The sequence below is a fragment of the Serratia sp. TMDUHS_CL genome (assembly GCF_037137105.1).
Taxonomy (GTDB): Bacteria; Pseudomonadota; Gammaproteobacteria; order Enterobacterales; family Enterobacteriaceae; genus Serratia; species Serratia nevei.
Genome location: NZ_JBBBDV010000002.1, coordinates 560,753 through 582,085 on the forward strand (window position 1 = coordinate 560,753; position 21,333 = coordinate 582,085).

Genomic DNA, 21,333 nt, shown 5'->3' on the forward strand with positions numbered 1-21,333 from the left:
GAGGGCGCCACCACGGCGCCCTCTGCTGTTGCTACGGTGCGGACGAGAGCGGGTTGGAACGGTTACGCCCGGCGCTCTTGATCCACAGCCAGGAGCCGTTCAGGGCGATCAGCGTCAGAATGACATACTCCAGCGCCATCGCGTACACCCCCTGGTAAGCGAAGATCGCCACGCTGATGACGTCGATAACCACCCACAGCAGCCAGTTTTCCACGTACTTGCGCGTCATCAGGATCATCGCCACGATGGAGAGCACCATCATCGCCGAATCCCAGAACGGGAACGCGTCCGGCTGCAGTTCAGGCATCTGCACGTTCAGCCCCAGCCCTTGCATCACCGCTACCGCGATCTGCGTCAGCCAGGCGAACACGCGGTCGATGTTAAAGGTCATCAGGCCAATGCCGATGACGCAAACCGCCGCCCAGGCCAACGCTTTCGGCAACGGCAGCCAGCGGATCTGCAGCTCAGCCTGATTATCCTGGGTTTGGCGGCTCCAGGCATACCAACCGTAAATGTTGGCGCCGAAAAAGAACAGCTGCAACAGCAGGCTGGCGTACAGCTGGATCTGGAAAAAAATTACCGCGAACAGCGTGACGTTGATCAGGCCGAACAGGTAGTTGATGATTTTTTCCTTGCTGGCGTACCAGATGCACAGCAACCCGAACAGCGTGCCGATGGCTTCGATCCACGACAGATCGTAACCGCCCGCGCCAAGCGGAATGTGCACCAGAATATTGCTGGTACTGAAGAAGCTCATGAAGTCATCCTTTTAAACGGTTAAGCGTTGCCTTTAACCTGCATCTTAAGCTGAGCGGCGAAATCCAGCATGCGGTTCAGCGGCACCAGCGCCTTCTCACGCAGCGCGGCGTCCACGTGGATCTCATGCTGCGCGCCCCCCTGCTCCAGCCCTTCGGCAATCGCCTTCAGGCCATTCATCGCCATCCACGGGCAATGCGCGCAGCTGCGACAGGTCGCCCCTTCTCCGGCGGTCGGCGCTTCGAACAGCTCCTTGTCCGGGCAGGCCTGCTGCATCTTGTAAAAGATACCGCGATCCGTGGCGACGATCAGCTGTTGATGCGGCAATGTTTTCGCCGCCTGAATCAGTTGGCTGGTCGATCCCACCGCATCCGCCAACTCAACCACCGCCTGTGGCGATTCGGGATGCACCAGGATGGCCGCCTGCGGATAAAGCGCCTTCATGCGCCGCAGCGCCTGAGTCTTGAACTCGTCATGGACAATGCAGGCGCCTTGCCAGCACAGCACGTCGGCGCCGGTCTGCTTCTGCACGTAGCTGCCGAGATGGCGATCCGGCGCCCAAATGATCTTCTCGCCCAGGCTGTCCAGGTGTTCGATCAGCTCAACGGCGATGCTGGAAGTGACCACCCAGTCGGCGCGCGCTTTGACCGCCGCCGAGGTGTTCGCATAGACCACCACGGTGCGATCGGGGTGGCTGTCGCAAAACGCATGAAACTCCTCTTCCGGGCAGCCCAGATCCAGCGAACATTCGGCAAACAGCGTCGGCATCAGCACCTGCTTTTCCGGGCTGAGGATCTTGGCGGTTTCCCCCATGAAGCGCACGCCGGCCACCAACAGCGTGGAAGCCGGATGGGCGCTGCCGAAGCGCGCCATTTCCAGCGAATCTGCCACGCAGCCGCCGGTTTCTTCCGCCAGCGCCTGGATTTCCGGATCGGTATAATAGTGGGCGACCATCACCGCATTGCGCTGCTTGAGCAGGGTTTTGATCTTTTCGCGATAAAAGGCTTTTTCGGCTACGTCCAGCGGAACCGGTTTAGGCGGGAAGGGATACACCGCCGCATTGACATCAAACATTTCACTCATCGCTGCAATCTCATGCTAGGCTGGGCGCCTGCCGCGTGAATATCGCCTGCCGCAACGCCCTTCGTTTTATATACTAAACAAAATACCTAAAGCTGCGCGAAAAGTCCGCTGATATTTTCATATTTGCGCACCTATTGTTTAATGGATTAAAAAACACAGATATTGGTTACACAGCTCACAGCAGAAAATGACCTGACGAGACCATATAGCCGTTCAGAGAACAGCGTGATGATCGGTGCGGTGTTGAAACGAGAAAGCACGAATGTAGGTGACGGTGCTGCAGATGCGAAAAAAGCGCCAAAAGGCGCTTTTCTCTGAATTGGTGGGTCGTGCAGGATTGATTCGGCCTGTGGCCTCACCCTGCGGGCAACGCTGCGCGTTGTCGTATCGCTGCGCGATGCTCGAACCTGAACGCAGGATCTCACCCGCACGACTCGGTGACCATGTTGGCAAGAAGATGAGGTCAGGTTTAGATGTTACAGAAACGAAAAAAGCGCCAAAAGGCGCTTTTCTCTGAATTGGTGGGTCGTGCAGGATTCGAACCTGCGACCAATTGATTAAAAGTCAACTGCTCTACCAACTGAGCTAACGACCCGCAGTGTGGTGGGTGATGACGGGCTCGAACCGCCGACCCCCTCCGTGTAAAGGAGATGCTCTACCAACTGAGCTAATCACCCACTGCTGTGGTACTGCTATTTTTCACTCTCAAAGAGTGGTGGGTCGTGCAGGATTCGAACCTGCGACCAATTGATTAAAAGTCAACTGCTCTACCAACTGAGCTAACGACCCACTGATGTGGTTTACTGCTGATGGCGAATAGGTTATTGGAACCGACTCGCGGAAAACAAGGATGGGGATGTTCAGGACAACTCGACGGGTACTCGACTCGGACCTTTACTTTGCCACATCAAACCGATTCTGAAGCTGCCATTCTTAAAGAATGGTGGATCGTGCAGGATAACTCGGCCTTTGGCCTCGCCCTTGCGGGCCATCACCGGAGTGATGTTGTCTCGCTTCGCGAGACTCGAACCTTTACGGTTCTCATCCTTTACGATTCTCTATCGCAGCCATTCTTAAAGAATGGTGGGTCGTGCAGGATTCGAACCTGCGACCAATTGATTAAAAGTCAACTGCTCTACCAACTGAGCTAACGACCCATAACAGTGGTGGGTGATGACGGGCTCGAACCGCCGACCCCCTCCGTGTAAAGGAGATGCTCTACCAACTGAGCTAATCACCCACTGTTGTGGTTACTGCTACTTCAGAAATTGGTGGGTCGTGCAGGATTCGAACCTGCGACCAATTGATTAAAAGTCAACTGCTCTACCAACTGAGCTAACGACCCAATTTCCCTGCCGCTTTAACATCTTGCAAGATGTCTTGGCAACGGCGGCATATATTACTAATTTATCTTGGCAGCGCAACCTAAATTTTTTACTGATGCGTTCAACTGCTTGTTCTTCACGCGAATGAGCCCAGAAATCGGTCAAATCGACTAACTTCTGGGCTCATTTTTCTGACTGTTAACCGCCTACGCGGCTTTTCGCCTGTTTGGCCGCCGCACTGGTTGGGTACTGTTTAATCACCTGCTGGAACACGGCTTTGGCTTTATCGGCCTGCCCTTTCTCCTGCATGATGATACCCACCTTGTACATGGCGTCCGGCGCCTTCGGTGATTTCGCGTAATTCTTCACCACCACCGCAAAATAGTAGGCCGCGTCGTCTTTTTTACCCTTGTTGTAGAACAACTGGCCCAGCCAATAGTTGGCGTTGGGCTGGTAGGTAGACTTCGGGTACTGTTTTACGAAGGACTGAAAGGCGGAAATCGCCTGGTCATACTGTTTTTTTTCCAGCGCCAGAGAAACAGCGGCGTTGTAGTCGCTGTTCTCATCACCGCCGCTCGGCGTTGCAGACGCGGCTGCAGGCGCGCTGCCGCCCGCATCGGAAGATGCGCCTGCGGCTGCCCCACCGGCAGCGCCCGCGGCCGCAGAGGCGCTCTGAGCGCCGCCCTGGCTGAGGCTATCCATCTGCTGATAGATTTGCTTCTGGCGTTCAACCACCTGATTCAACTGATACTGACTTTCCTGGATTTGCCCACGGAGAGAATCAATGTCGCGTTGGTTATCAGAGAGTTGTTGCTGGAGTTGGTTTAAAAGCTGGCCTTGAGCATTGCTGATGCGCTCAAGCGAGGTGACACGGTCTTCGACCGAGCCGGAGCCGACATTACTGATTGGCGCTTGGGCAGTAGCGGCCCAAGGGGCCGCTACGCCAACCAGTAACGACAGACTCAACAGGTGACGTCTGAAGTTACTGTTCATGCGATTCTCTTAGTAAACCAGAACGGCACGACGGTTTTTAGCATAAGCCGCTTCGTCGTGGCCCAGTACTGCTGGTTTTTCTTTACCGTAAGAAACGATAGAGATCTGGTCAGCGGAAACGCCTTTACCCTGCAGGTACATTTTAACGGCGTTAGCACGGCGCTCACCCAGAGCGATGTTGTATTCCGGCGTGCCGCGTTCGTCAGCGTGGCCTTCAACGGTCACTTTGTAAGACGGGTTGTTACGCAGGAATGCAGCGTGCGCGTCCAGCATCTGAGCGAATTCGGAGCTTACGTCATACTTGTCCAGGCCGAAGTAAACGATGTTGTTCTTCTGCAGTTCTTGCATCTGCAGACGAGCTTGTTCTTCGGAAGACAGGTTGCTGCTGCCGTTTTCCATACCAGTGCCAGCGCCCATACCAGATTGGTCGTTGTTTGCGCTTTTGTTAGAACTACAAGCTGCTACAGCCAGAACTGGCAGTGCCAGCAGAAGCCCTTTCAGCACTTTGTTCAGTTGCATTTCTTTGATCCTTTTATAGTTTGCCATACATATTTACACATGCATCACAGATACGGCGACCAGGCAGGGAATTTGACCTGTCCATCAGTTGCCGGAAGACGCGCTTTGAAACGCCCATCAGTTGACACCAACTGCAACACGGAGCCCATACCTTGCGTGGAGCTATAGATCACCATGGTGCCGTTTGGCGCAATACTAGGCGTTTCATCCAGGAAGGTACCGGTCAAAACCTGAACGGCGCCCGATCCAAGATCTTGTTTGGCGATGTGTTGTGCACCACTGTTGGTGCTTACCATCACCAGGAATTTACCGTCGGAGCTGACTTCAGAATCCTGGTTCTGAGAGCCTTCCCACGTCAGACGCTGTGCGGCACCGCCGCTGGCGCTGATTTTATAAATCTGCGGACGCCCGCCCTGATCGGAGGTAAACGCCAGCGACTGGCCATCCGGGAACCAGGTCGGTTCGGTGTTGTTGTTGCGGCCATCGGTCAGCTGCGTGATCTGGCCGGAGCCGAGGTTCATCACGTACAGGTTCAGGCTGCCGCTCTTGGACAGCGCGAAGGCCAGCTTGCTGCCGTCCGGCGAGAACGCCGGCGCACCGTTGTGGCGCGGGAACGAGGCGATCTGGCGGATTGCGCCGTTAGCCAGGGTCTGTACCACCAGCGCGGAACGGCCGCTCTCGAAGGTCACGTAAGCCAGTTTGCTGCCGTCCGGCGACCAGGCCGGCGACATAAGCGGCTCAGGCGAACGGTGCACCGTGAACTGGTTGTAACCGTCGTAATCCGCTACGCGCAGCTCATACGGGAATTTCCCGCCGTTGGTCTGCACGACGTAGGCGATACGGGTACGGAACGCGCCCTTGATGCCGGTCAGCTTCTCGAACACTTCGTCGCTGGCGGTATGGGCAGAATAACGCAACCATTGTTTGGTCACTTTATACTGGTTCTGCGCCAATACGGTGCCCGGCGAACCCGAGGTGTCCACCAGCTGGTAGGAGATCAGGTAGCTGCCGTCGGCGCCAGGTTGAACCTGGCCGACAACCACGGCGTCGATGCCTAATGCAGTCCAGGCCGCCGGCGTCACTTCAGACGCGGAGGTCGGTTGCTGCGGCATGCGCGCCACGTCGATCGGGTTGAATTTGCCGCTGTTGCGCAGATCCGCACCGACAATCTTGCCGATATCTTCCGGCGGCGTGCCTGGGCCCGCCCATTTAAACGGCACCACGCCAATCGGACGAGCGGAGTCGACCCCTTGGGTGATTTCAATGCGAACTTCCGCGTGCAGCACGGACGCCCACAGAATTAAAAAACCTAGCGCTACTCGAAATGCCTGCTTCATCTCATCTCCCTTATCCAGGCGGGATGCCTGCGATAAATTAGCAGAATTTTAACAAACCAACTTACGTAAAACTACATAATCCCTGTTGGTTACCTTAGTACATCCCTGTGATATCACTCACTCAATCAACCGTTATTGCGGCTTGAATTCAAGTATAGAATTCTTAAAGTGCTGATAAACGGCATCGCTCGGCGGCTTCGGTATATGCGCCAACTTGGCGGCAGACACTGCTGCTTGACACAGAGCAGGATCGCCCCCCGCCGCTTGTACGCTTATCAGCAGGCCGTCCGGCGCCAGCTTGATACGCAGGTCGCAGGTTTTGCCGGCGAACGAACTGGCGTCATAGAACTTGCTCTGAATCGCCCCTTGAATCTGCCCCATATAACCGCTGATATCCGCCCCGCTGGCCCCAGCCGCTTTGGCATTGCCCTGCCCGGCCGGTTTACCATCACCTTTCGATTTAGCACCGCCGCCTTTCGGCGCGTTCTTGCCGTCCGCCAGGCCGCCAAACAGATCGCTAACTTCATCCGATTGTTTCGCAGCCTCAGCGGCAGCCTTCTTCTTGGCATCCGCAGCGGCTTTTTTGGCGGCAGCCGCTTTCTCGGCCGCAGCTTTCTTCTCTGCCTCGGCGGCAGCCTTCTTCTCGGCTTCCGCTGCGGCTTTTTTCTCAGCTTCAGCGGCCGCTTTCTTCTCCGCGGCCTCTGCGGCTTTTTGCTCTGCGGCAGCCGCCGCGGCTTTCTTCGCCTCTTCCGCCTGTTTCTTGGCGGCGGCAGCGGCGGCCGCTTCTTTCTTGGCTTCCGCTTCGGCTTTCTTCTGCGCGTCCGCCTGTGCCTTGGCGACCTTTTCCGCTTCGGCCTTCGCCTTGGCGGCGGCGGCTTCGGCGACCTTCTGTTGCTCTTTGGCCTTGGCTGCGGCGGCTTCCGCCGCTTTTTGCTGCTCGGCGGCCTGTTTCTGCTGCTCCGCTGCCTTCTGCTGTTGCTCAGCCTGCGCCTTGGCGTCCTGCGCAGCTTTCTCCTGCGCCGCCAAACGCTCTTTCTCCAGCTCCTTCAGGCGCTGCTGTTGCTCCGCCTGCTTCTGCTGAAGCTCTTCGGCCTGTTGCTCCGCCTTTTTCTGGCGCTGCTTCTCGGCACGCTGCGCATCGTTGCTCTGCTGCTGCTGGCGGTTGTATTGCTCCACCACCGCGCCAGGATCGACCATCACTGCGCCCACCACGGTGCCATCACCGCCACCGCCGGCGCCCATGTCGACCTTTTCCTGCAGCGATCCCCAAATCAGCAGGGCAATCAATATGAAGTGCAGAACGACCGAAACAATAACGGCGCGGTTCAGCTTATCGTTTTGCTCAGTTGCCTTTACCAAAATAGATTCCCAAAAACTGGTGTTGCTTATACGGGGTTCCTGGGCCGCAGCGCAGGAACCGGGTTGCCGTTCGCCTTACGGTCAGATCGGCTGGGTCATCAGCCCCACGGAAGCCACGCCCGCCTGATGGAGAATATTCAATGCCTTGATAATCTCATCGTAAGGGACTTCCTTCGCACCGCCGATCAAAAAGACCGTTTTCGGGTTAGCCGCCAAACGCGACTTGGCTTCGGCCGCGACTTGCTCAGGCGGCAGCAGCTCCATACGGTTGTGATCCACCACCAGGGTGTATTGACCTACGCCGGAAACCTCGAGGATCACCGGCGGATTGTCATCGCTGGACACCGTTTTGGAATCGGTGGCGTCCGGCAGGTCAACCTCCACGCTCTGCGTGATGATTGGCGCGGTTGCCATAAAGATCAGCAGCAGCACCAGCAACACGTCGAGCAGCGGAACGATGTTAATTTCGGACTTCAGCTCGCGCCGACTACGTCCACGTACTCTCGCCATGCTACCTCCTACTTATTTGCTGTCGCTGGAGAAGGCCTGACGATGCAGAATAGCGGTGAACTCTTCCATAAAGTTGTCGTAATTCTGCTCAAGCTTGTTGACGCGCTGGTTGAGACGGTTATAGGCCATTACCGCCGGGATGGCGGCGAACAGACCGATCGCGGTGGCGATCAGCGCTTCGGCGATACCCGGCGCCACCATCTGCAGCGTGGCTTGCTTCACCGCGCCCAGCGCGATAAAGGCGTGCATGATCCCCCACACGGTGCCGAACAGGCCGATATACGGGCTGATCGAACCGACGGTGCCGAGGAACGGAATATGGGTTTCCAGCGTTTCCAGCTCGCGGTTCATCGAAATACGCATCGCGCGCGACGCCCCTTCGATCACCGACTCCGGCGCATGGTTGTTGGCGCGGTGCAGGCGGGCGAACTCTTTGAACCCGGAATGGAAGATCTGCTCGGAACCGGTCAGGCTATCGCGACGCGCCTGACTTTCCTGGTACAGACGGGAAAGCTCGATACCGGACCAGAATTTGTCTTCAAAGGCTTCGGCGTCACGCGTCGCCGCATTGAGGATGCGGGTGCGCTGAATGATGATCGCCCAAGAGGCTACCGAGAAGCATATCAAAATCAACATGATAAGCTTAACCAGCAGGCTCGCCTTCAAGAATAAATCTAGGATGTTCATGTCAGTCACTGCTTAAACTCCGCGACAATAGACTTAGGAAGCGCTCTTGGCTTCATTTGGTGTGGATCAATACAGGCAATCAGGACATCTGCCTGGCTCAGTAGGGCCCCGTCAGAATTGACAATGCGTTGAGCAAACGTGAGAGAAGCCCCGCGCAGACAGGTGATTTCGCTCTGGACCTCCAGTTGCTCGTCGAGACGAGCCGGAGCCAGATAATCCACCGTCATGCGCCGGACGACAAAAGCGACTTGTTCACTGAGCAGCTGCTGTTGATGAAAGTTGTGCTGACGCAGCATCTCTGTGCGCGCTCTTTCAAAAAAGGCGACGTAGCGGGCGTGATAGACCACACCACTGGCATCGGTATCCTCGTAGTAAACGCGAACCGGCCATCGAAACAACGTATTACTCACTCTACTTCCCAGCAATGCAATTTAACGCTGCTACTATACGCAAGACGGATCGGGTTGGGAATGGGTTACAAGATGGGAATGAAAATAATTATGGGCCGTGAGGGCCCATAACGTGGGGACATCAGGGAGATTATAAAGAAACGTAAAGTAATCCTGCGCACAGGATCACAATTGCGGGAAGCGGCGCGAAAAAGGCGCGCCAGATGCTGCGCTGCGGGCGGAATCCGAAACCGTGGATCACCCCGGCGCACACCGCCCAAATCAGCAGCAGCCCTTCCCAAATCTCCAGCGAGCTGGTTTTGGCGGCGAAACGCGTCGGATCCCAGAACACGCACCCCGCCAAAATCAACGCCAGCACCAGGGAAAGGGCCCGGATCGGGCCCTTGTCGGTGACAGCGTACAGCTTGTCAATCACGGACGAGCTCATCACTTACCGTCTTGCTGAGCTTTGGTCGCTTCGCTCTGCTCAAGCGCCAGCGCCGTGATGATGCCGAAGGCGCAGGCAAGAAGCGTTCCGAGAATCCAGGCAAAATACCACATGGTTTAGCTCCTTATCCTTAGTACAGCGAATGCTTGTTGTTTTCGATGTAGTTCTTGTCGAGGCGACCGAACATTTTGTAGTACGACCAGCTGGTGTACGCCAAAACGATAGGCACGAAGATCGCCGCCACGACGGTCATCACTTTCAGCGTCAACAGGCTCGACGTCGCGTCCCACATGGTCAGGCTGACGTTAGGCACGGTGCTGGACGGCATCACGAACGGGAACATGGTGACCCCGGCGGTGAGGATGACGCAGGCGATGGTCAGCGACGAGGAGACGAACGCCAGTGCGCCTTTCTCCAGACGCGAGAACAGGATGGTGAACAACGGCAGCACCACGCCCAGCGCAGGCAACGCCCACAGCAGCGGATACTTGTTGAAGTTGATCAACCAGGCACCGGCCTGATGCGCCACTTCTTTACGCATCGGGTTGGATTCCGCCAGGGTGTCCAGCGCCGACGTCACGACGAAGCCGTCGATGCCTTTCACCAGCCATACGCCCGCCAGCAGGAAGCACACCGCCATGATCAGCGTTGCGATCTGCGCCGCAGCGCGTGAACGCAGGTGGATCTCGCCGGTGGTGCGCATTTGCAGGTAAGTCGCCCCCTGGGTAACCAGCATGGTCAGGCTGACCACGCCCGCCAACAGACCGAACGGATTCAGCAGTTGGAAGAAGTTACCGGTGTAGAACAGGCGCATGTACTCGTCCATGTGGAACGGCACGCCCTGCAGCAGGTTGCCGAACGCCACGCCGAATACCACGGCAGGCACGAAGGAGCCGATGAAGATGCCCCAGTCCCACATGTTGCGCCAGCGGCTGCTCTCCAGCTTGGAGCGGTAGTCGAAACCGACCGGGCGGAAGAACAAGGCGGCCAGCACCAGGATCATGGCAACGTAGAAGCCGGAGAAGGCCGCTGCGTAGACCATCGGCCAGGCGGCGAACAGCGCGCCGCCGGCGGTGATCAGCCACACCTGGTTACCGTCCCAGTGCGGGGCGATGGAGTTGATCATCACTCGGCGCTCGGTATCGGTTTTCCCGATGATGCGCACCAGAATGCCGACGCCCATGTCGAAACCGTCGGTGACGGCGAAGCCGATCAGCAGTACGCCAACCAGGACCCACCAAATAAATCGCAGTACTTCATAGTCAAACATACGTGGACTCCTGTTTAGCGCGCTTCCTGCACGGCGGCAGTCGGTTGTTCAAAGTGATAGCGGCCGGTTTTCAGGCTGCTTGGACCCAGACGCGCAAACTTGAACATCAGGTACAATTCAGCCACCAGGAACAGGGTGTACAAGCCGCAGATCAGCCCCATCGAGAACAGAATGTCGCCCGCGGTCAGCGAAGAGTTGGCGACCGCCGTCGGCAGCACCTCACCAATCGCCCACGGTTGACGGCCGTATTCCGCCACGAACCAGCCGGACTCGATCGCGATCCAAGGCAGCGGCAAACCGTACAGCGCCGCGCGGTGCAGCCATTTTTTCTGGCCGATGCGGCCGCGGATCACGTTCCAGAACGACAGGCCGATGATCAACAGCATGATCACGCCACAGGCCACCATGATGCGGAAGGCGAAGTACAGCGGCGCCACGCGCGGAATGGAGTCCTTGGTCGCCAGCTGGATCTGCGCTTCCGTCGCGTCGGTGACGTTCGGGGTATAGCGCTTCAGCAGCATGCCGTAGCCCAGGTCTTGCTTGGTTTTGTTGAATTCGGCGCGCACCGCAGGATCGGTGTTGCCGCCGCGCAGCTCTTCCAGCAGCTGGTAGGCTTTCATCCCGTTGCGGATACGCACTTCATGCTGCGCCATCAGATCTTTCAGGCCGGTGACCTGAGTGTCCGTGGAGCGGGTGGCGATCAGGCCAAGCGCATACGGGATCTGAATAGAGAAGGAGTTTTCCATCTTGTCCTGATCGGGAATGCCGAACAGGGTGAAGGACGCCGGCGCCGGCTGGGTGTCCCATTCCGCTTCGATAGCGGCCAGTTTGGTTTTCTGCACGTCGCCCATTTCGTAGCCGGATTCATCACCCAGAACGATAACGGACAGAATGGCAGCCATACCGAAGCTGGCAGCGATGGCGAAGGAGCGCTTGGCGAAGGCGATGTCGCGGCCTTTCAGCAGGTAGTAGGAGCTGATGCCCAGAACGAACATCGCGCCACAGGTGTAGCCGGAAGCCACGGTGTGAACGAATTTCACCTGCGCAACCGGGTTAAGCACCAGTTCGGAGAAGCTGACCATCTCCATGCGCATGGTTTCGAAGTTGAAATCCGAAGCGATCGGGTTCTGCATCCAGCCGTTGGCGACCAGGATCCACAGCGCGGACAGGTTGGAGCCGAGGGCCACGAACCAGGTTACCGCCATGTGCTGCACCTTGCTCAGACGATCCCAGCCGAAGAAGAACAGGCCGACCAGCGTCGATTCAAGGAAGAACGCCATCAGACCTTCGATAGCCAGAGGGGCCCCGAAGATATCGCCGACGTAGTGAGAGAAATACGACCAGTTAGTCCCGAACTGGAACTCCATGGTCAAACCGGTGGCCACACCCAGAGCAAAGTTAATCGCAAATAACTTTCCCCAGAATTTGGTCATGTCTTTATAGATTTGTTTGCCAGACAGGACATATACCGTTTCCATAATTGCCAGCAAGAACGCCATACCGAGCGTTAATGGGACAAATAAGAAATGGTACATCGCCGTTAAAGCAAACTGTAAGCGCGACAGTTCGACAATATCAAACATCTTGACTCCTTGCTCCTCGCAGGAAGACTCCGACACGCGGTTATCGGCACGCTTCTTTCAAAGCCGCCAGTAACGCCCCGCAGTGAATGCCCTTAAACACAACAAATTTGATCCAGCTTCTCCGCTTTCAACCGCACACTCGGCCAATAGCCCCTCGGGCCGCCGACAAGCACGCCACTGAAAACCGACAACGGGTAACAAATGCAACAAGATCAACCATCCATAATCACAACATGGATGATACTCGCCCAATCCCACACAATAAATAGGTTTTTACGTGACGTGGGTTAGACTTTTGGTTACAGGTCAAATCTTAGCCGAAAGAGGTACTTCGGGCTAATTTGATCTGAGACAATTTAAGCCTATCCGCATCTTATTTCCATATTCATCAGCACATTTCGCATAATTTTCTTAGGGTCATGTTGCGCAATGGTTTAATTGTTTTTTAATGATATTTTTGTGTTAAATAAATGTAATTTAAAAGGGCCGCCATTGTATTATTACGCGCTTATTATGCGACATAATTAACCTTTTATTTCCAATAAGCCGTGACAGTGATAGCAGTCACAAAACAACAAATCTCTCTCCAATATTAGTCTATTTCTCGCGATGGGATCGTAAAGGTTGCGATTTTGTAGCAAAATGACCACTTATGTTAAAATTGCATTGAGTGACAATAACTTATGAAAAAAATCATCTTTGCCTCTGTCTTGGGACTCTCGGGAAACGCCATGGCCGCCGAAACGGTAAATATCACCCTGCTGGGCACCTCCGATCTGCACGGCACCTTCGTGCCCTGGGACTACGCCAGCGACACGGAAAATCTGGCGGGCAGCCTGAGCCAGATAGCCACCCAGGTCAAAAAAGTGCGGGCCGAGCAGCCCAACCTGATCCTGGTGGACGCCGGCGACACCATTCAGGGCAACTTCGTCGAAACCTTCAAGCATGAGGCCGTCAGCCCGATGATGCTGGGCCTCAACGCGCTCAATTACGATGTCTGGGTGATGGGCAACCACGAGTTCGACTTCGGCCTGCCGGTGCTGGCCACCCCGCTCAAGCAGTTCAAGGGCGCGGCGCTGGCGGGCAATATCGTCTGGGACAACGGCAAGCCCTATCTGCCCGCCTACACCATCGTCGAACGCCAGGGCGTGAAGATCGGCATTATCGGCATGGACACGCCGATGACCGCGGAATTCGCCAAGGGCACCGATCGCATCAAAGGGCTGAACTTCACCGATCCGGTGCAGGCGGTGAAACAGGTCATCAGGCAAATCGACGGCCAGGTCGACGCCATCGTGCTGGTGGCGCATATGGGCATCGACAACGAAAATCAGCGTCCCGGCACCGGCGTAGCCGACATCGCCAACGCCAACCCGGAGCTGGCGGCGATCGTCGCCGGCCATATGCATGTGAAGATCGACAAAGCGGTGGTTAACGGCGTCATCATCACCGAGCCGGATAAATACGGCCGCGCGCTGTCGCGCATCGACCTGCAATTTGAACGCCGCGACGGCAAGTTCACGCTGATCGACAAAAACAGCTACACCTACTCCATCAAGGGGATGACGCCGGACAGCGCCATGCAAGCGCTCTACCAGCCGTACCATGACATTCTGCGCGCCAACGCCAACCGGGTCGTGGCGAAGCTGAGCGGCAGCGACCTGGTGCCCGCCGACGAATTCCTCGGCATTCCCCAGGTACACGTGCAGGATACCGGCATCAGCGCGCTGTTCCAGCAGGCCGCCCGCCACTATGCGCCGCTGGCGCAGGTGATCGCCCTGCAGATCGACAACGATCGCGCCAAGCTGGACGTCGGCGACATCAAGGCCAAGGACATCGCCTTTAACTACCAATACGCCGGCGGCGAGATCACCGTGTATCAGCTCAACGGCAAAGCGCTTAAACGCTACATGGAGTGGTCCGCCGACTATTTCAATCAGCTGCAGCCGGGCGATGTCACCTACAGCTTTAACCCGGCGCGGCGATCATCCAAATATTCCACCAATGATTTCTTCGACGGCGTCACTTACACCATCGACCTGCGCCAACCTGCCGGCTCGCGCATCGTCGACCTGCGCCTGGCGGACGGCACGCCGGTCACCGACGATATGCCGATCCGCCTGGGCATGAACAGTTACCGTATGGGCCACCTGACGCAAAAGGGTGGTGCGCTGGAGGGGCAATCCTTCCCGGTGCTGTTCGACAGCAAAGCGCAATACGGTGAAGAAGAAGGCACTATTCGCCACCTGACTCTGCGCTACCTGACGGAGGTGAAACACGGCCACTATCAGGGCGTGCCGCCGCAGCGCTGGAAGCTGATCGGCATGGAGGGGTACGAACCGCAGCGGGCGATCGTCAAACGGCTGCTCAATGAAGGCGTTATCCAGGTACCGACCACCGACGACGGCCGCTACACCAACGTCGCCTCGATCAACGTCAAAGACGCGCTGTTCAGCAACGCCGATGATTACCGCGCCACCCTCACCTCGCTGGAGCAACAGCGCCAAGCCGCTACGGATCCGGTGCAACAGCGCCGCCTGCAGGATCGGATCGCGCTGATCAAGGCACTCAACGATTTCTGATCTTCACCCATAAAAAAGGCCACCCAATGGGTGGCCAAACATGTCGAGATATTGTTATTTCGTACTAAATTCTTAGCGCTTCAGCACCGCTTTTACCGCGTCGCCGATGTCTGCCAGGCTGCGAACGGTTTTCACGCCCGCCGCTTCCAGCGCAGCAAACTTCTCGTCCGCCGTGCCTTTGCCGCCTGCGATGATGGCGCCCGCGTGGCCCATACGCTTGCCTTTCGGCGCAGTCACGCCGGCGATGTAGCCGACAACCGGTTTGGTGACGTGTTCTTTGATGTAAGCTGCCGCTTCTTCTTCAGCGCTACCGCCGATCTCACCGATCATCACGATCGCTTCGGTCTGCGGATCCTGCTGGAACATCTTCAGGATATCGATGAAGTTGGAGCCCGGGATCGGGTCGCCGCCGATGCCCACGCAGGTAGACTGGCCCAGACCGGCATCGGTGGTTTGTTTCACCGCTTCATAGGTCAGGGTACCGGAGCGGGAAACGATGCCCACTTTGCCCGGCAGGTGGATGTGGCCAGGCATGATGCCGATTTTGCACTCGCCTGGGGTGATCACGCCAGGGCAGTTCGGCCCGATCATGCGCACGCCGGCTTCGTCCAGCTTCACTTTCACGGTCAGCATGTCCAGGGTCGGGATGCCTTCGGTGATGGTGATGATCAGTTTGATGCCGGCATCGATCGCTTCCAGGATGGAGTCTTTGCAGAAAGGCGCTGGAACGTAGATGACCGAGGCCGTCGCACCGGTCGCTTCAACCGCTTCGCGCACGGTGTTGAACACCGGCAGGCCCAGGTGCTGAGTGCCGCCTTTGCCCGGGGTTACGCCGCCAACCATTTTGGTGCCGTAAGCGATAGCTTGTTCGGAGTGGAAAGTCCCCTGGCTACCGGTGAAGCCCTGGCAAATTACTTTGGTGTTCTTATCGATTAAAATGGACATTATTTACCCTCCACTGCTGCAACAACTTGCTGAGCCGCATCAGTCAGGCTGGTCGCAGCAATGATATTCAGGCCGCTGTCCGCCAGTTTCTTGGCGCCCAGTTCGGCGTTGTTCCCTTCCAGGCGCACTACGACCGGGACGTTAACGCCCACTTCGGCCACTGCGCCGATGATGCCGTCGGCGATCAGATCGCAACGTACGATACCACCGAAGATGTTAACCAGAACCGCTTTCACCTTGTCGTCGGACAGGATGATTTTGAACGCTTCGGTCACGCGCTCTTTGGTCGCGCCGCCGCCTACGTCCAGGAAGTTGGCCGGTTCGCCGCCGTGCAGTTTAACGATGTCCATGGTACCCATCGCCAGACCGGCGCCGTTAACCATGCAGCCGATGTTGCCGTCGAGGGCAACGTAGTTCAGTTCCCACTGAGCCGCACGGGATTCGCGCTCGTCTTCCTGGGAAGGGTCACGCATTTCACGCAGTTCAGGCTGACGGAACAGGGCGTTGCCGTCGGCGCCCAGTTTACCGTCCAGGCACACCAGATCGCCCTGCTTGGTGATCACCAGCGGGTTGATCTCAACCATCGCCAGGTCGCGCTCCAGGAACAACGTCGCCAGACCCATGAAGATCTTGGCGAACTGGCTGACTTGCTTACCGGTCAGGCCCAGTTTGAAGGCCAGCTCACGGCCCTGATAAGGCTGTGGACCCGCCAGCGGATCGATGGTCATTTTGTGGATCAGTTCAGGGGTTTCTTCCGCCACCTTCTCGATTTCCACGCCGCCTTCGGTAGACGCCATGAACACCACGCGACGGGTAGAACGATCCACTACCGCGCCCAGGTACAGCTCTTTATCGATGTCGGTCGCCGCTTCTACCAGGATCTGGTGAACCGGCTGGCCCAGCGCGTCAGTCTGGTAAGTCACCAGACGCTTGCCCAACCAGGCTTCCGCGAAAGCACGGATATCTTCTTTGCTGTTGACGACTTTAACGCCGCCCGCTTTACCGCGGCCGCCAGCATGAACCTGACATTTCACCACCCACGGGCCGGAGCCGATTTTGGATGCGGCTTCTTCTGCTTCACGCGGAGTGGTACAGGCGTAACCGGTTGGTGCCGGCATGCCATACCGAGCAAACAGCTGTTTTGCCTGATATTCGTGTAAATTCATGATGTTCTATCCATTCAGTTCTGAAGGTTTTTAGCCGGACCATTATTACGCGGTAAACCGCATGGTTTTCCGGCCACATAGCACAGAGTGCGGGCGCGGCATGCCGCGCCCGGCAAGGGTTACTAGACGTCCAGCAGCAGACGAGCCGGATCTTCCAGCATCTCTTTGACCGTCACCAGATAACCGACGGATTCTTTACCGTCGATCAGGCGGTGGTCATAAGACAGCGCCAGATACATCATCGGCTGGATCACCACCTGACCATTGACCGCCATTGGGCGATCTTTGATGGCGTGCATGCCCAGGATGGCGCTCTGCGGCGGGTTAATGATCGGGGTGGACATCAGGGAGCCGAATACGCCGCCGTTGGTAATGGTGAAGTTACCGCCGGTCAGCTCTTCCACGGTCAGTTTGCCGTCGCGGCCCTTAACGGCCAGCTCTTTGATTTTCTTCTCGATGTCAGCCATGCTCATGGCGTCTACATCGCGCAGTACCGGCGTCACCAGGCCGCGCGGGGTCGAAACCGCGATGCTGATGTCGAAGTAGTTGTGGTAAACCACGTCGGAACCGTCGATCGACGCGTTCACTTCCGGGAAACGCTTCAGCGCTTCAACCACCGCCTTGATGTAGAAGGACATGAAGCCCAGACGCACGCCGTGGCGCTTCTCGAAGGCTTCGCCGTACTGCTTGCGCAGGTCCATGATCGGCTGCATGTTGATTTCGTTGAAGGTGGTCAGCATCGCGGTGCTGTTCTTCGCTTCCAGCAGACGCTCGGCGACGCGTTTGCGCAGGCGGGTCATCGGCACGCGTTTTTCGCTGCGGCCGGCCAGAGCAGGCTGCGGTGCGGCTTCAGCGGCGGCGGCCGGTTTGGCAGCGGCGCCGCCTTTGGCCAGGTGCGCTTCCACGTCTTCACGCGTGATGCGGCCACCCACGCCGGTGCCCTTGATGGCGCCGGCATCGAGATCGTGTTCGGCGATCAGGCGACGAATCGCCGGGCTGAGCGCGTCATTGCTTTCTTCTTCCAGGCTCGCGGTAGCGCGCTGGGCAGGCGTGGCTTCTTTCTCTTGGCTCTTCTCAGCGGTCGGCTTGCCGGAGCTGTCGCCCGGACGGATGCGGCCGAGCAGCTGGCGAGACAGCACGGTCGCGCCCTCTTCTTCCACGATAGCATCGAGAATGCCCGCTTCACTGGCCGGCACTTCCAACACGACTTTGTCGGTTTCGATTTCAACCAGGACTTCATCACGCTGCACGCTGTCGCCCGGTTTTTTGTGCCAGGTGGCTACGGTCGCATCGGCAACCGATTCAGGAAGGTCAGGAACCAGAATATCTACGCTACTCATTTAGCTTTCCCTTAAGTTTTTTATCATCTGCTTGCCGGCCCCTCGGCCGGCAAGCGAGCGAACATTAGTCAATATTCAGCGCGTCGTTCACCAGAGCCTGCTGCTGCTTCTGGTGTACGGACATATAGCCCACCGCCGGAGAAGCGGAGGCCGGACGTCCTGCGTAACGTAAAGAAGCCCCGAACGGTACCACTTCACGGAAGTTGTGTTGGCTGCAGTACCAGGCGCCCTGGTTCAGCGGCTCTTCCTGACACCAGACGAAATCATGCACGTGCGAGTATTGTTCCAGCACGGCCTGCACGGCCTGATGCGGGAACGGATACAGCTGCTCGATACGCACGATGGCCACGTCTTTCTGCTCGTTCTTGCGACGCTGTTCCAGCAGGTCGTAGTAGACCTTACCGGAGCACAGCACGACGCGCTTGACCGCTTTCGGATCCAAGTCGTCGATCTCGCCGATCGCCGGCAGGAAGGTGCCGTTGGCCAGTTCGTCCAGCGAAGAAATCGCCAGCGGGTGACGCAGCAGCGACTTCGGCGACATCACCACCAGCGGACGGCGCATACCGCGCAGCGCCTGACGACGCAGCATATGGTAAACCTGCGCCGGCGTGGACGGGACGCACACCTGCATGTTCTGCTCTGCGCACAGCTGCAGATAGCGTTCCAGACGCGCGGAAGAGTGCTCTGGGCCCTGGCCTTCATAGCCGTGCGGCAGCAGCATCACCAGGCCGCACATACGGCCCCATTTTTGCTCGCCGGAGCTGATGAACTGGTCGATAACGACCTGCGCGCCGTTGGCGAAGTCGCCGAACTGCGCTTCCCAGATGGTCAGCGTGCGCGGTTCCGCCGTCGCGTAGCCGTATTCGAACGCCAGCACCGCTTCTTCGGACAGCACGGAGTCCCAGACCTTGAATTCGCCCTGGCCGCTGTGGATGTTCGCCAGCGGAACGTAGACGGAACCGTTTTTCTGGTTGTGCACCACCGCGTGGCGGTGGAAGAAGGTACCGCGGCCGGCGTCTTCGCCGGAGATGCGGATTGGAATGCCTTCATCCGCCATGGTGGCGTAGGCCAGCGTTTCGGCGGCGCCCCAGTCGAACGGCTTGTTGCCCGCCGCCATCTCGGCGCGGTCCGCGTAGATTTTCGCCACGCGCGACTGCATTTCGATCGCTTCCGGCACGGTGCTGATGCGGCGGCCCAGCTCCTGCAGGCGCTTCATCTCAACCTTGCTCGGGTACTCTTCGTCCCACTCGTGGTTCAGGTACGGAGACCAGGTGAAAGAGTGCAGGTTCATCGGACGCCACTCTTCAACCACGCAATCGCCGCGGTCGAGCGCGTCGCGGTACAGGTTGACCATTTCCGTGGCATCTTCCAGGCTGGCCACTTTCTGCTCGGTCAGAACGTCAGCGTAGATTTTGCGCGGCGTAGGGTGTTTCTTGATCTTCTGATACATCACCGGCTGGGTGGCGCTCGGCTCGTCGGCCTCGTTGTGCCCATGGCGACGGTAGCAGACCAGATCGATCATCACGTCACGCTTAAAGGTGTTACGGAAATCCAACGCCAGGCGGGTGACAAAGGCCACGGCCTCCGGATCGTCCGCGTTAACGTGGAAGATCGGCGACTGAACCATTTTGGCGATGTCGGTGCAGTATTCGGTAGAGCGCGCATCCAGCGGGTTGGAGGTGGTGAAACCAACCTGGTTGTTGATGACGATACGCACGGTGCCGCCCACTTCGTAGCCGCGAGCCTGAGACATGTTCAGGGTTTCCTGAACCACGCCCTGGCCGGTGATGGCGGCATCGCCGTGGATGGTGATCGGCAGCACCATGTTGCTGCGCGCTTCATCCAGACGATCGCGACGGGCGCGAACCGAGCCCATGACCACCGGGCTGACGATCTCCAGGTGCGACGGGTTGAACGCCAGCGCCAGGTGAACCATGCCGCCTTCGGTTTCCACGTCGGAGGAGAAGCCCTGGTGATATTTCACGTCACCGGTACCGAGGTGTTCTTTATGCTTGCCGGCGAATTCGTCGAACAGATCGGCCGGCTTTTTGCCCAGCACGTTGATCAGCACGTTCAGACGGCCGCGGTGGGCCATGCCCAACACCACTTCGCGCGTGCCGTTCTTACCGGCGTGGCGCACCATCTCTTTCAGCATCGGCACCAGCGCGTCGCCGCCTTCCAGCGAGAAGCGTTTAGCGCCCGGGAATTTGGCGCCCAGGTAACGTTCCAGGCCTTCCGCCGCGGTCAGCTCGTTCAGGAAACGGCGTTTTTCGTCGGCGGTAAAGCTGGCGCGCCCCACCACCGACTCGATGCGCTGTTGGATCCAGCGTTTCTCTTCGGTGTTGGTGATGTGCATGTACTCAGCGCCGATCGACCCGCAATAGGTCTGCTTCAGCGCGGCGTACAGATCGCCCAGCTTCATGGTTTCTTTGCCGATGGCGAAAGAGCCCACGTTGAAGGTTTCCTGGAAATCGGCTTCGGTCAGGTTGTGGTAAGCGGGATCAAGGTCAGGAACTTGCTCGCGCTGCCACAGGCCGAGCGGATCGAGGTTGGCATGCTGATGCCCGCGGAAGCGGAAGGCGTTGATCAGCTGCAGTACCTTGACCTGTTTGGCGTCGGTTTCCGGATCGGTGATGGTGGTGTTATAGCGCGCGGAGTCTTTCGCCAGGCGGCGGAAGTAATCGCGCGTTTGAGAGTGAAGCTGATCGGGTTTGACACCCGCGGTTGGTAGCTGTTGAAAAATGGAACGCCAGCTATCTTCAACGGAACCCGGATCGGTTAAGAAGTCTTCATAGAGCTGCTCTATGTAAGACTGGTTCGCGCCCGCCAGATAGGAGGAATCCAGCCAGGCCTTCATTGCGCCGTTCTGCATCATGATCCCTTAAGCTTTGAAGCTTTAGTTTTCGCCGTGGTTAACATAATTACCGTGATGAATACGGTTTGCCGTAAAACGGTTCACTCGACGTACTTGCGGCCATGACGGCCCGATACGTTCTGTTATGGACCTTGCGGTCCCTTACAAGGAACCTCTAAAAACCGGC

Annotated in this window: 18 protein-coding genes, 6 tRNA genes and 2 other RNA genes; 1 reads left to right on the forward strand and 25 read right to left on the reverse strand. The window is 57.6% G+C overall.

From position 1 onward, the window contains the following. Window positions 1-31 precede the first annotated feature (31 nt). The 21 genes from pnuC to cydA form a co-directional block, all read right to left on the reverse strand. Complete coding sequence (pnuC, locus tag WCL58_RS06440) at window positions 32-757, reverse strand: nicotinamide riboside transporter PnuC (RefSeq protein ID WP_048232945.1); 726 nt, start codon at window positions 755-757, stop codon at window positions 32-34. A gap of 20 nt (window positions 758-777) precedes the next feature. Further along, window positions 778-1,839 (reverse strand): quinolinate synthase NadA, encoded by a 1,062-nt coding sequence (gene nadA / locus WCL58_RS06445; protein WP_015376982.1) that lies wholly within the window; start codon window positions 1,837-1,839, stop codon window positions 778-780. 320 nt (window positions 1,840-2,159) lie between these two features. Next, window positions 2,160-2,284: non-coding RNA, RtT sRNA (locus WCL58_RS06450), on the reverse strand. Between the two features lie 74 nt (window positions 2,285-2,358). Beyond that, window positions 2,359-2,434 (reverse strand) — tRNA-Lys (locus WCL58_RS06455). A 6-nt stretch (window positions 2,435-2,440) separates the two neighbouring features. Continuing rightward, window positions 2,441-2,516, reverse strand: a tRNA-Val gene (locus WCL58_RS06460). 36 nt (window positions 2,517-2,552) lie between these two features. Further along, window positions 2,553-2,628 (reverse strand) — tRNA-Lys (locus tag WCL58_RS06465). Window positions 2,629-2,780: 152 nt separating this feature from the next. Then, a non-coding RNA gene (locus WCL58_RS06470) (RtT sRNA) lies at window positions 2,781-2,905 on the reverse strand. Window positions 2,906-2,920: 15 nt separating this feature from the next. After that, window positions 2,921-2,996 (reverse strand) — tRNA-Lys (locus tag WCL58_RS06475). A gap of 7 nt (window positions 2,997-3,003) precedes the next feature. Further along, window positions 3,004-3,079, reverse strand: a tRNA-Val gene (locus WCL58_RS06480). Window positions 3,080-3,108: 29 nt separating this feature from the next. Continuing rightward, window positions 3,109-3,184, reverse strand: a tRNA-Lys gene (locus WCL58_RS06485). 178 nt (window positions 3,185-3,362) lie between these two features. After that, a complete protein-coding gene (gene cpoB, locus WCL58_RS06490) occupies window positions 3,363-4,157 on the reverse strand; it encodes a cell division protein CpoB (RefSeq protein WP_033647153.1) in 795 nt (264 codons plus the stop codon). A gap of 9 nt (window positions 4,158-4,166) precedes the next feature. After that, a complete protein-coding gene (pal, locus tag WCL58_RS06495; RefSeq protein WP_025160033.1) occupies window positions 4,167-4,676 on the reverse strand; it encodes a peptidoglycan-associated lipoprotein Pal in 510 nt (169 codons plus the stop codon). A 44-nt stretch (window positions 4,677-4,720) separates the two neighbouring features. Next, window positions 4,721-6,013, reverse strand: a complete 1,293-nt coding sequence (tolB, locus tag WCL58_RS06500; RefSeq protein WP_004939856.1) for a Tol-Pal system beta propeller repeat protein TolB — start codon at window positions 6,011-6,013, stop codon at window positions 4,721-4,723. Window positions 6,014-6,145: 132 nt separating this feature from the next. After that, window positions 6,146-7,372, reverse strand: a complete 1,227-nt coding sequence (gene tolA, locus WCL58_RS06505; protein WP_060440506.1) for a cell envelope integrity protein TolA — start codon at window positions 7,370-7,372, stop codon at window positions 6,146-6,148. Window positions 7,373-7,453: 81 nt separating this feature from the next. Then, entirely contained in the window at window positions 7,454-7,882 is a 429-nt protein-coding gene (gene tolR / locus WCL58_RS06510; RefSeq protein ID WP_004939859.1) for a colicin uptake protein TolR, read from the reverse strand. Window positions 7,883-7,894: 12 nt separating this feature from the next. Continuing rightward, window positions 7,895-8,578, reverse strand: coding sequence for a Tol-Pal system protein TolQ (gene tolQ, locus WCL58_RS06515; protein ID WP_004939862.1), 684 nt, complete (start codon window positions 8,576-8,578; stop codon window positions 7,895-7,897). After that, entirely contained in the window at window positions 8,575-8,979 is a 405-nt protein-coding gene (gene ybgC / locus WCL58_RS06520; protein ID WP_025160034.1) for a tol-pal system-associated acyl-CoA thioesterase, read from the reverse strand. The genes tolQ and ybgC overlap by 4 nt, the downstream gene beginning before the upstream one ends. 130 nt (window positions 8,980-9,109) lie before the next feature. Then, window positions 9,110-9,406 carry a cyd operon protein YbgE gene (gene ybgE, locus WCL58_RS06525; RefSeq protein WP_038877538.1) on the reverse strand — a complete coding sequence of 99 codons (297 nt, stop codon included), beginning with the start codon at window positions 9,404-9,406 and terminating at the stop codon, window positions 9,110-9,112. Beyond that, window positions 9,406-9,519, reverse strand: a complete 114-nt coding sequence (gene cydX, locus WCL58_RS06530) for a cytochrome bd-I oxidase subunit CydX (RefSeq protein ID WP_004939868.1) — start codon at window positions 9,517-9,519, stop codon at window positions 9,406-9,408. The genes ybgE and cydX overlap by 1 nt, the downstream gene beginning before the upstream one ends. A gap of 17 nt (window positions 9,520-9,536) precedes the next feature. Further along, on the reverse strand, window positions 9,537-10,676 hold the full coding sequence (gene cydB / locus WCL58_RS06535) for a cytochrome d ubiquinol oxidase subunit II (RefSeq protein ID WP_197780181.1): 1,140 nt from the start codon (window positions 10,674-10,676) through the stop codon (window positions 9,537-9,539). Window positions 10,677-10,690: 14 nt separating this feature from the next. Continuing rightward, the gene (cydA, locus tag WCL58_RS06540) at window positions 10,691-12,259 is read right to left on the reverse strand and encodes a cytochrome ubiquinol oxidase subunit I (protein WP_019454034.1); all 1,569 of its coding nucleotides are present in this window, start codon (window positions 12,257-12,259) and stop codon (window positions 10,691-10,693) included. Between the two features lie 683 nt (window positions 12,260-12,942). On the opposite strand from cydA, the gene WCL58_RS06545 reads away from it, so the two are divergent. Further along, window positions 12,943-14,841, forward strand: a complete 1,899-nt coding sequence (locus tag WCL58_RS06545) for a bifunctional metallophosphatase/5'-nucleotidase (protein ID WP_336850758.1) — start codon at window positions 12,943-12,945, stop codon at window positions 14,839-14,841. A gap of 72 nt (window positions 14,842-14,913) precedes the next feature. Here the strand turns inward: WCL58_RS06545 and sucD are convergent, their stop codons facing one another. The 4 genes from sucD to sucA form a co-directional block, all read right to left on the reverse strand. Continuing rightward, window positions 14,914-15,786: a succinate--CoA ligase subunit alpha gene (gene sucD, locus WCL58_RS06550; RefSeq protein WP_004939878.1), complete on the reverse strand. Its 873-nt coding sequence runs from the start codon at window positions 15,784-15,786 to the stop codon at window positions 14,914-14,916. Beyond that, window positions 15,786-16,952 (reverse strand): ADP-forming succinate--CoA ligase subunit beta, encoded by a 1,167-nt coding sequence (gene sucC, locus WCL58_RS06555; RefSeq protein ID WP_025301883.1) that lies wholly within the window; start codon window positions 16,950-16,952, stop codon window positions 15,786-15,788. The genes sucD and sucC overlap by 1 nt, the downstream gene beginning before the upstream one ends. A 122-nt stretch (window positions 16,953-17,074) precedes the next feature. Continuing rightward, window positions 17,075-18,292 (reverse strand): 2-oxoglutarate dehydrogenase complex dihydrolipoyllysine-residue succinyltransferase, encoded by a 1,218-nt coding sequence (odhB, locus tag WCL58_RS06560; protein ID WP_033637469.1) that lies wholly within the window; start codon window positions 18,290-18,292, stop codon window positions 17,075-17,077. Window positions 18,293-18,356: 64 nt separating this feature from the next. Then, a complete protein-coding gene (sucA, locus tag WCL58_RS06565; protein ID WP_004939884.1) occupies window positions 18,357-21,164 on the reverse strand; it encodes a 2-oxoglutarate dehydrogenase E1 component in 2,808 nt (935 codons plus the stop codon). Between the last annotated feature and the right edge of the window lie 169 nt (window positions 21,165-21,333).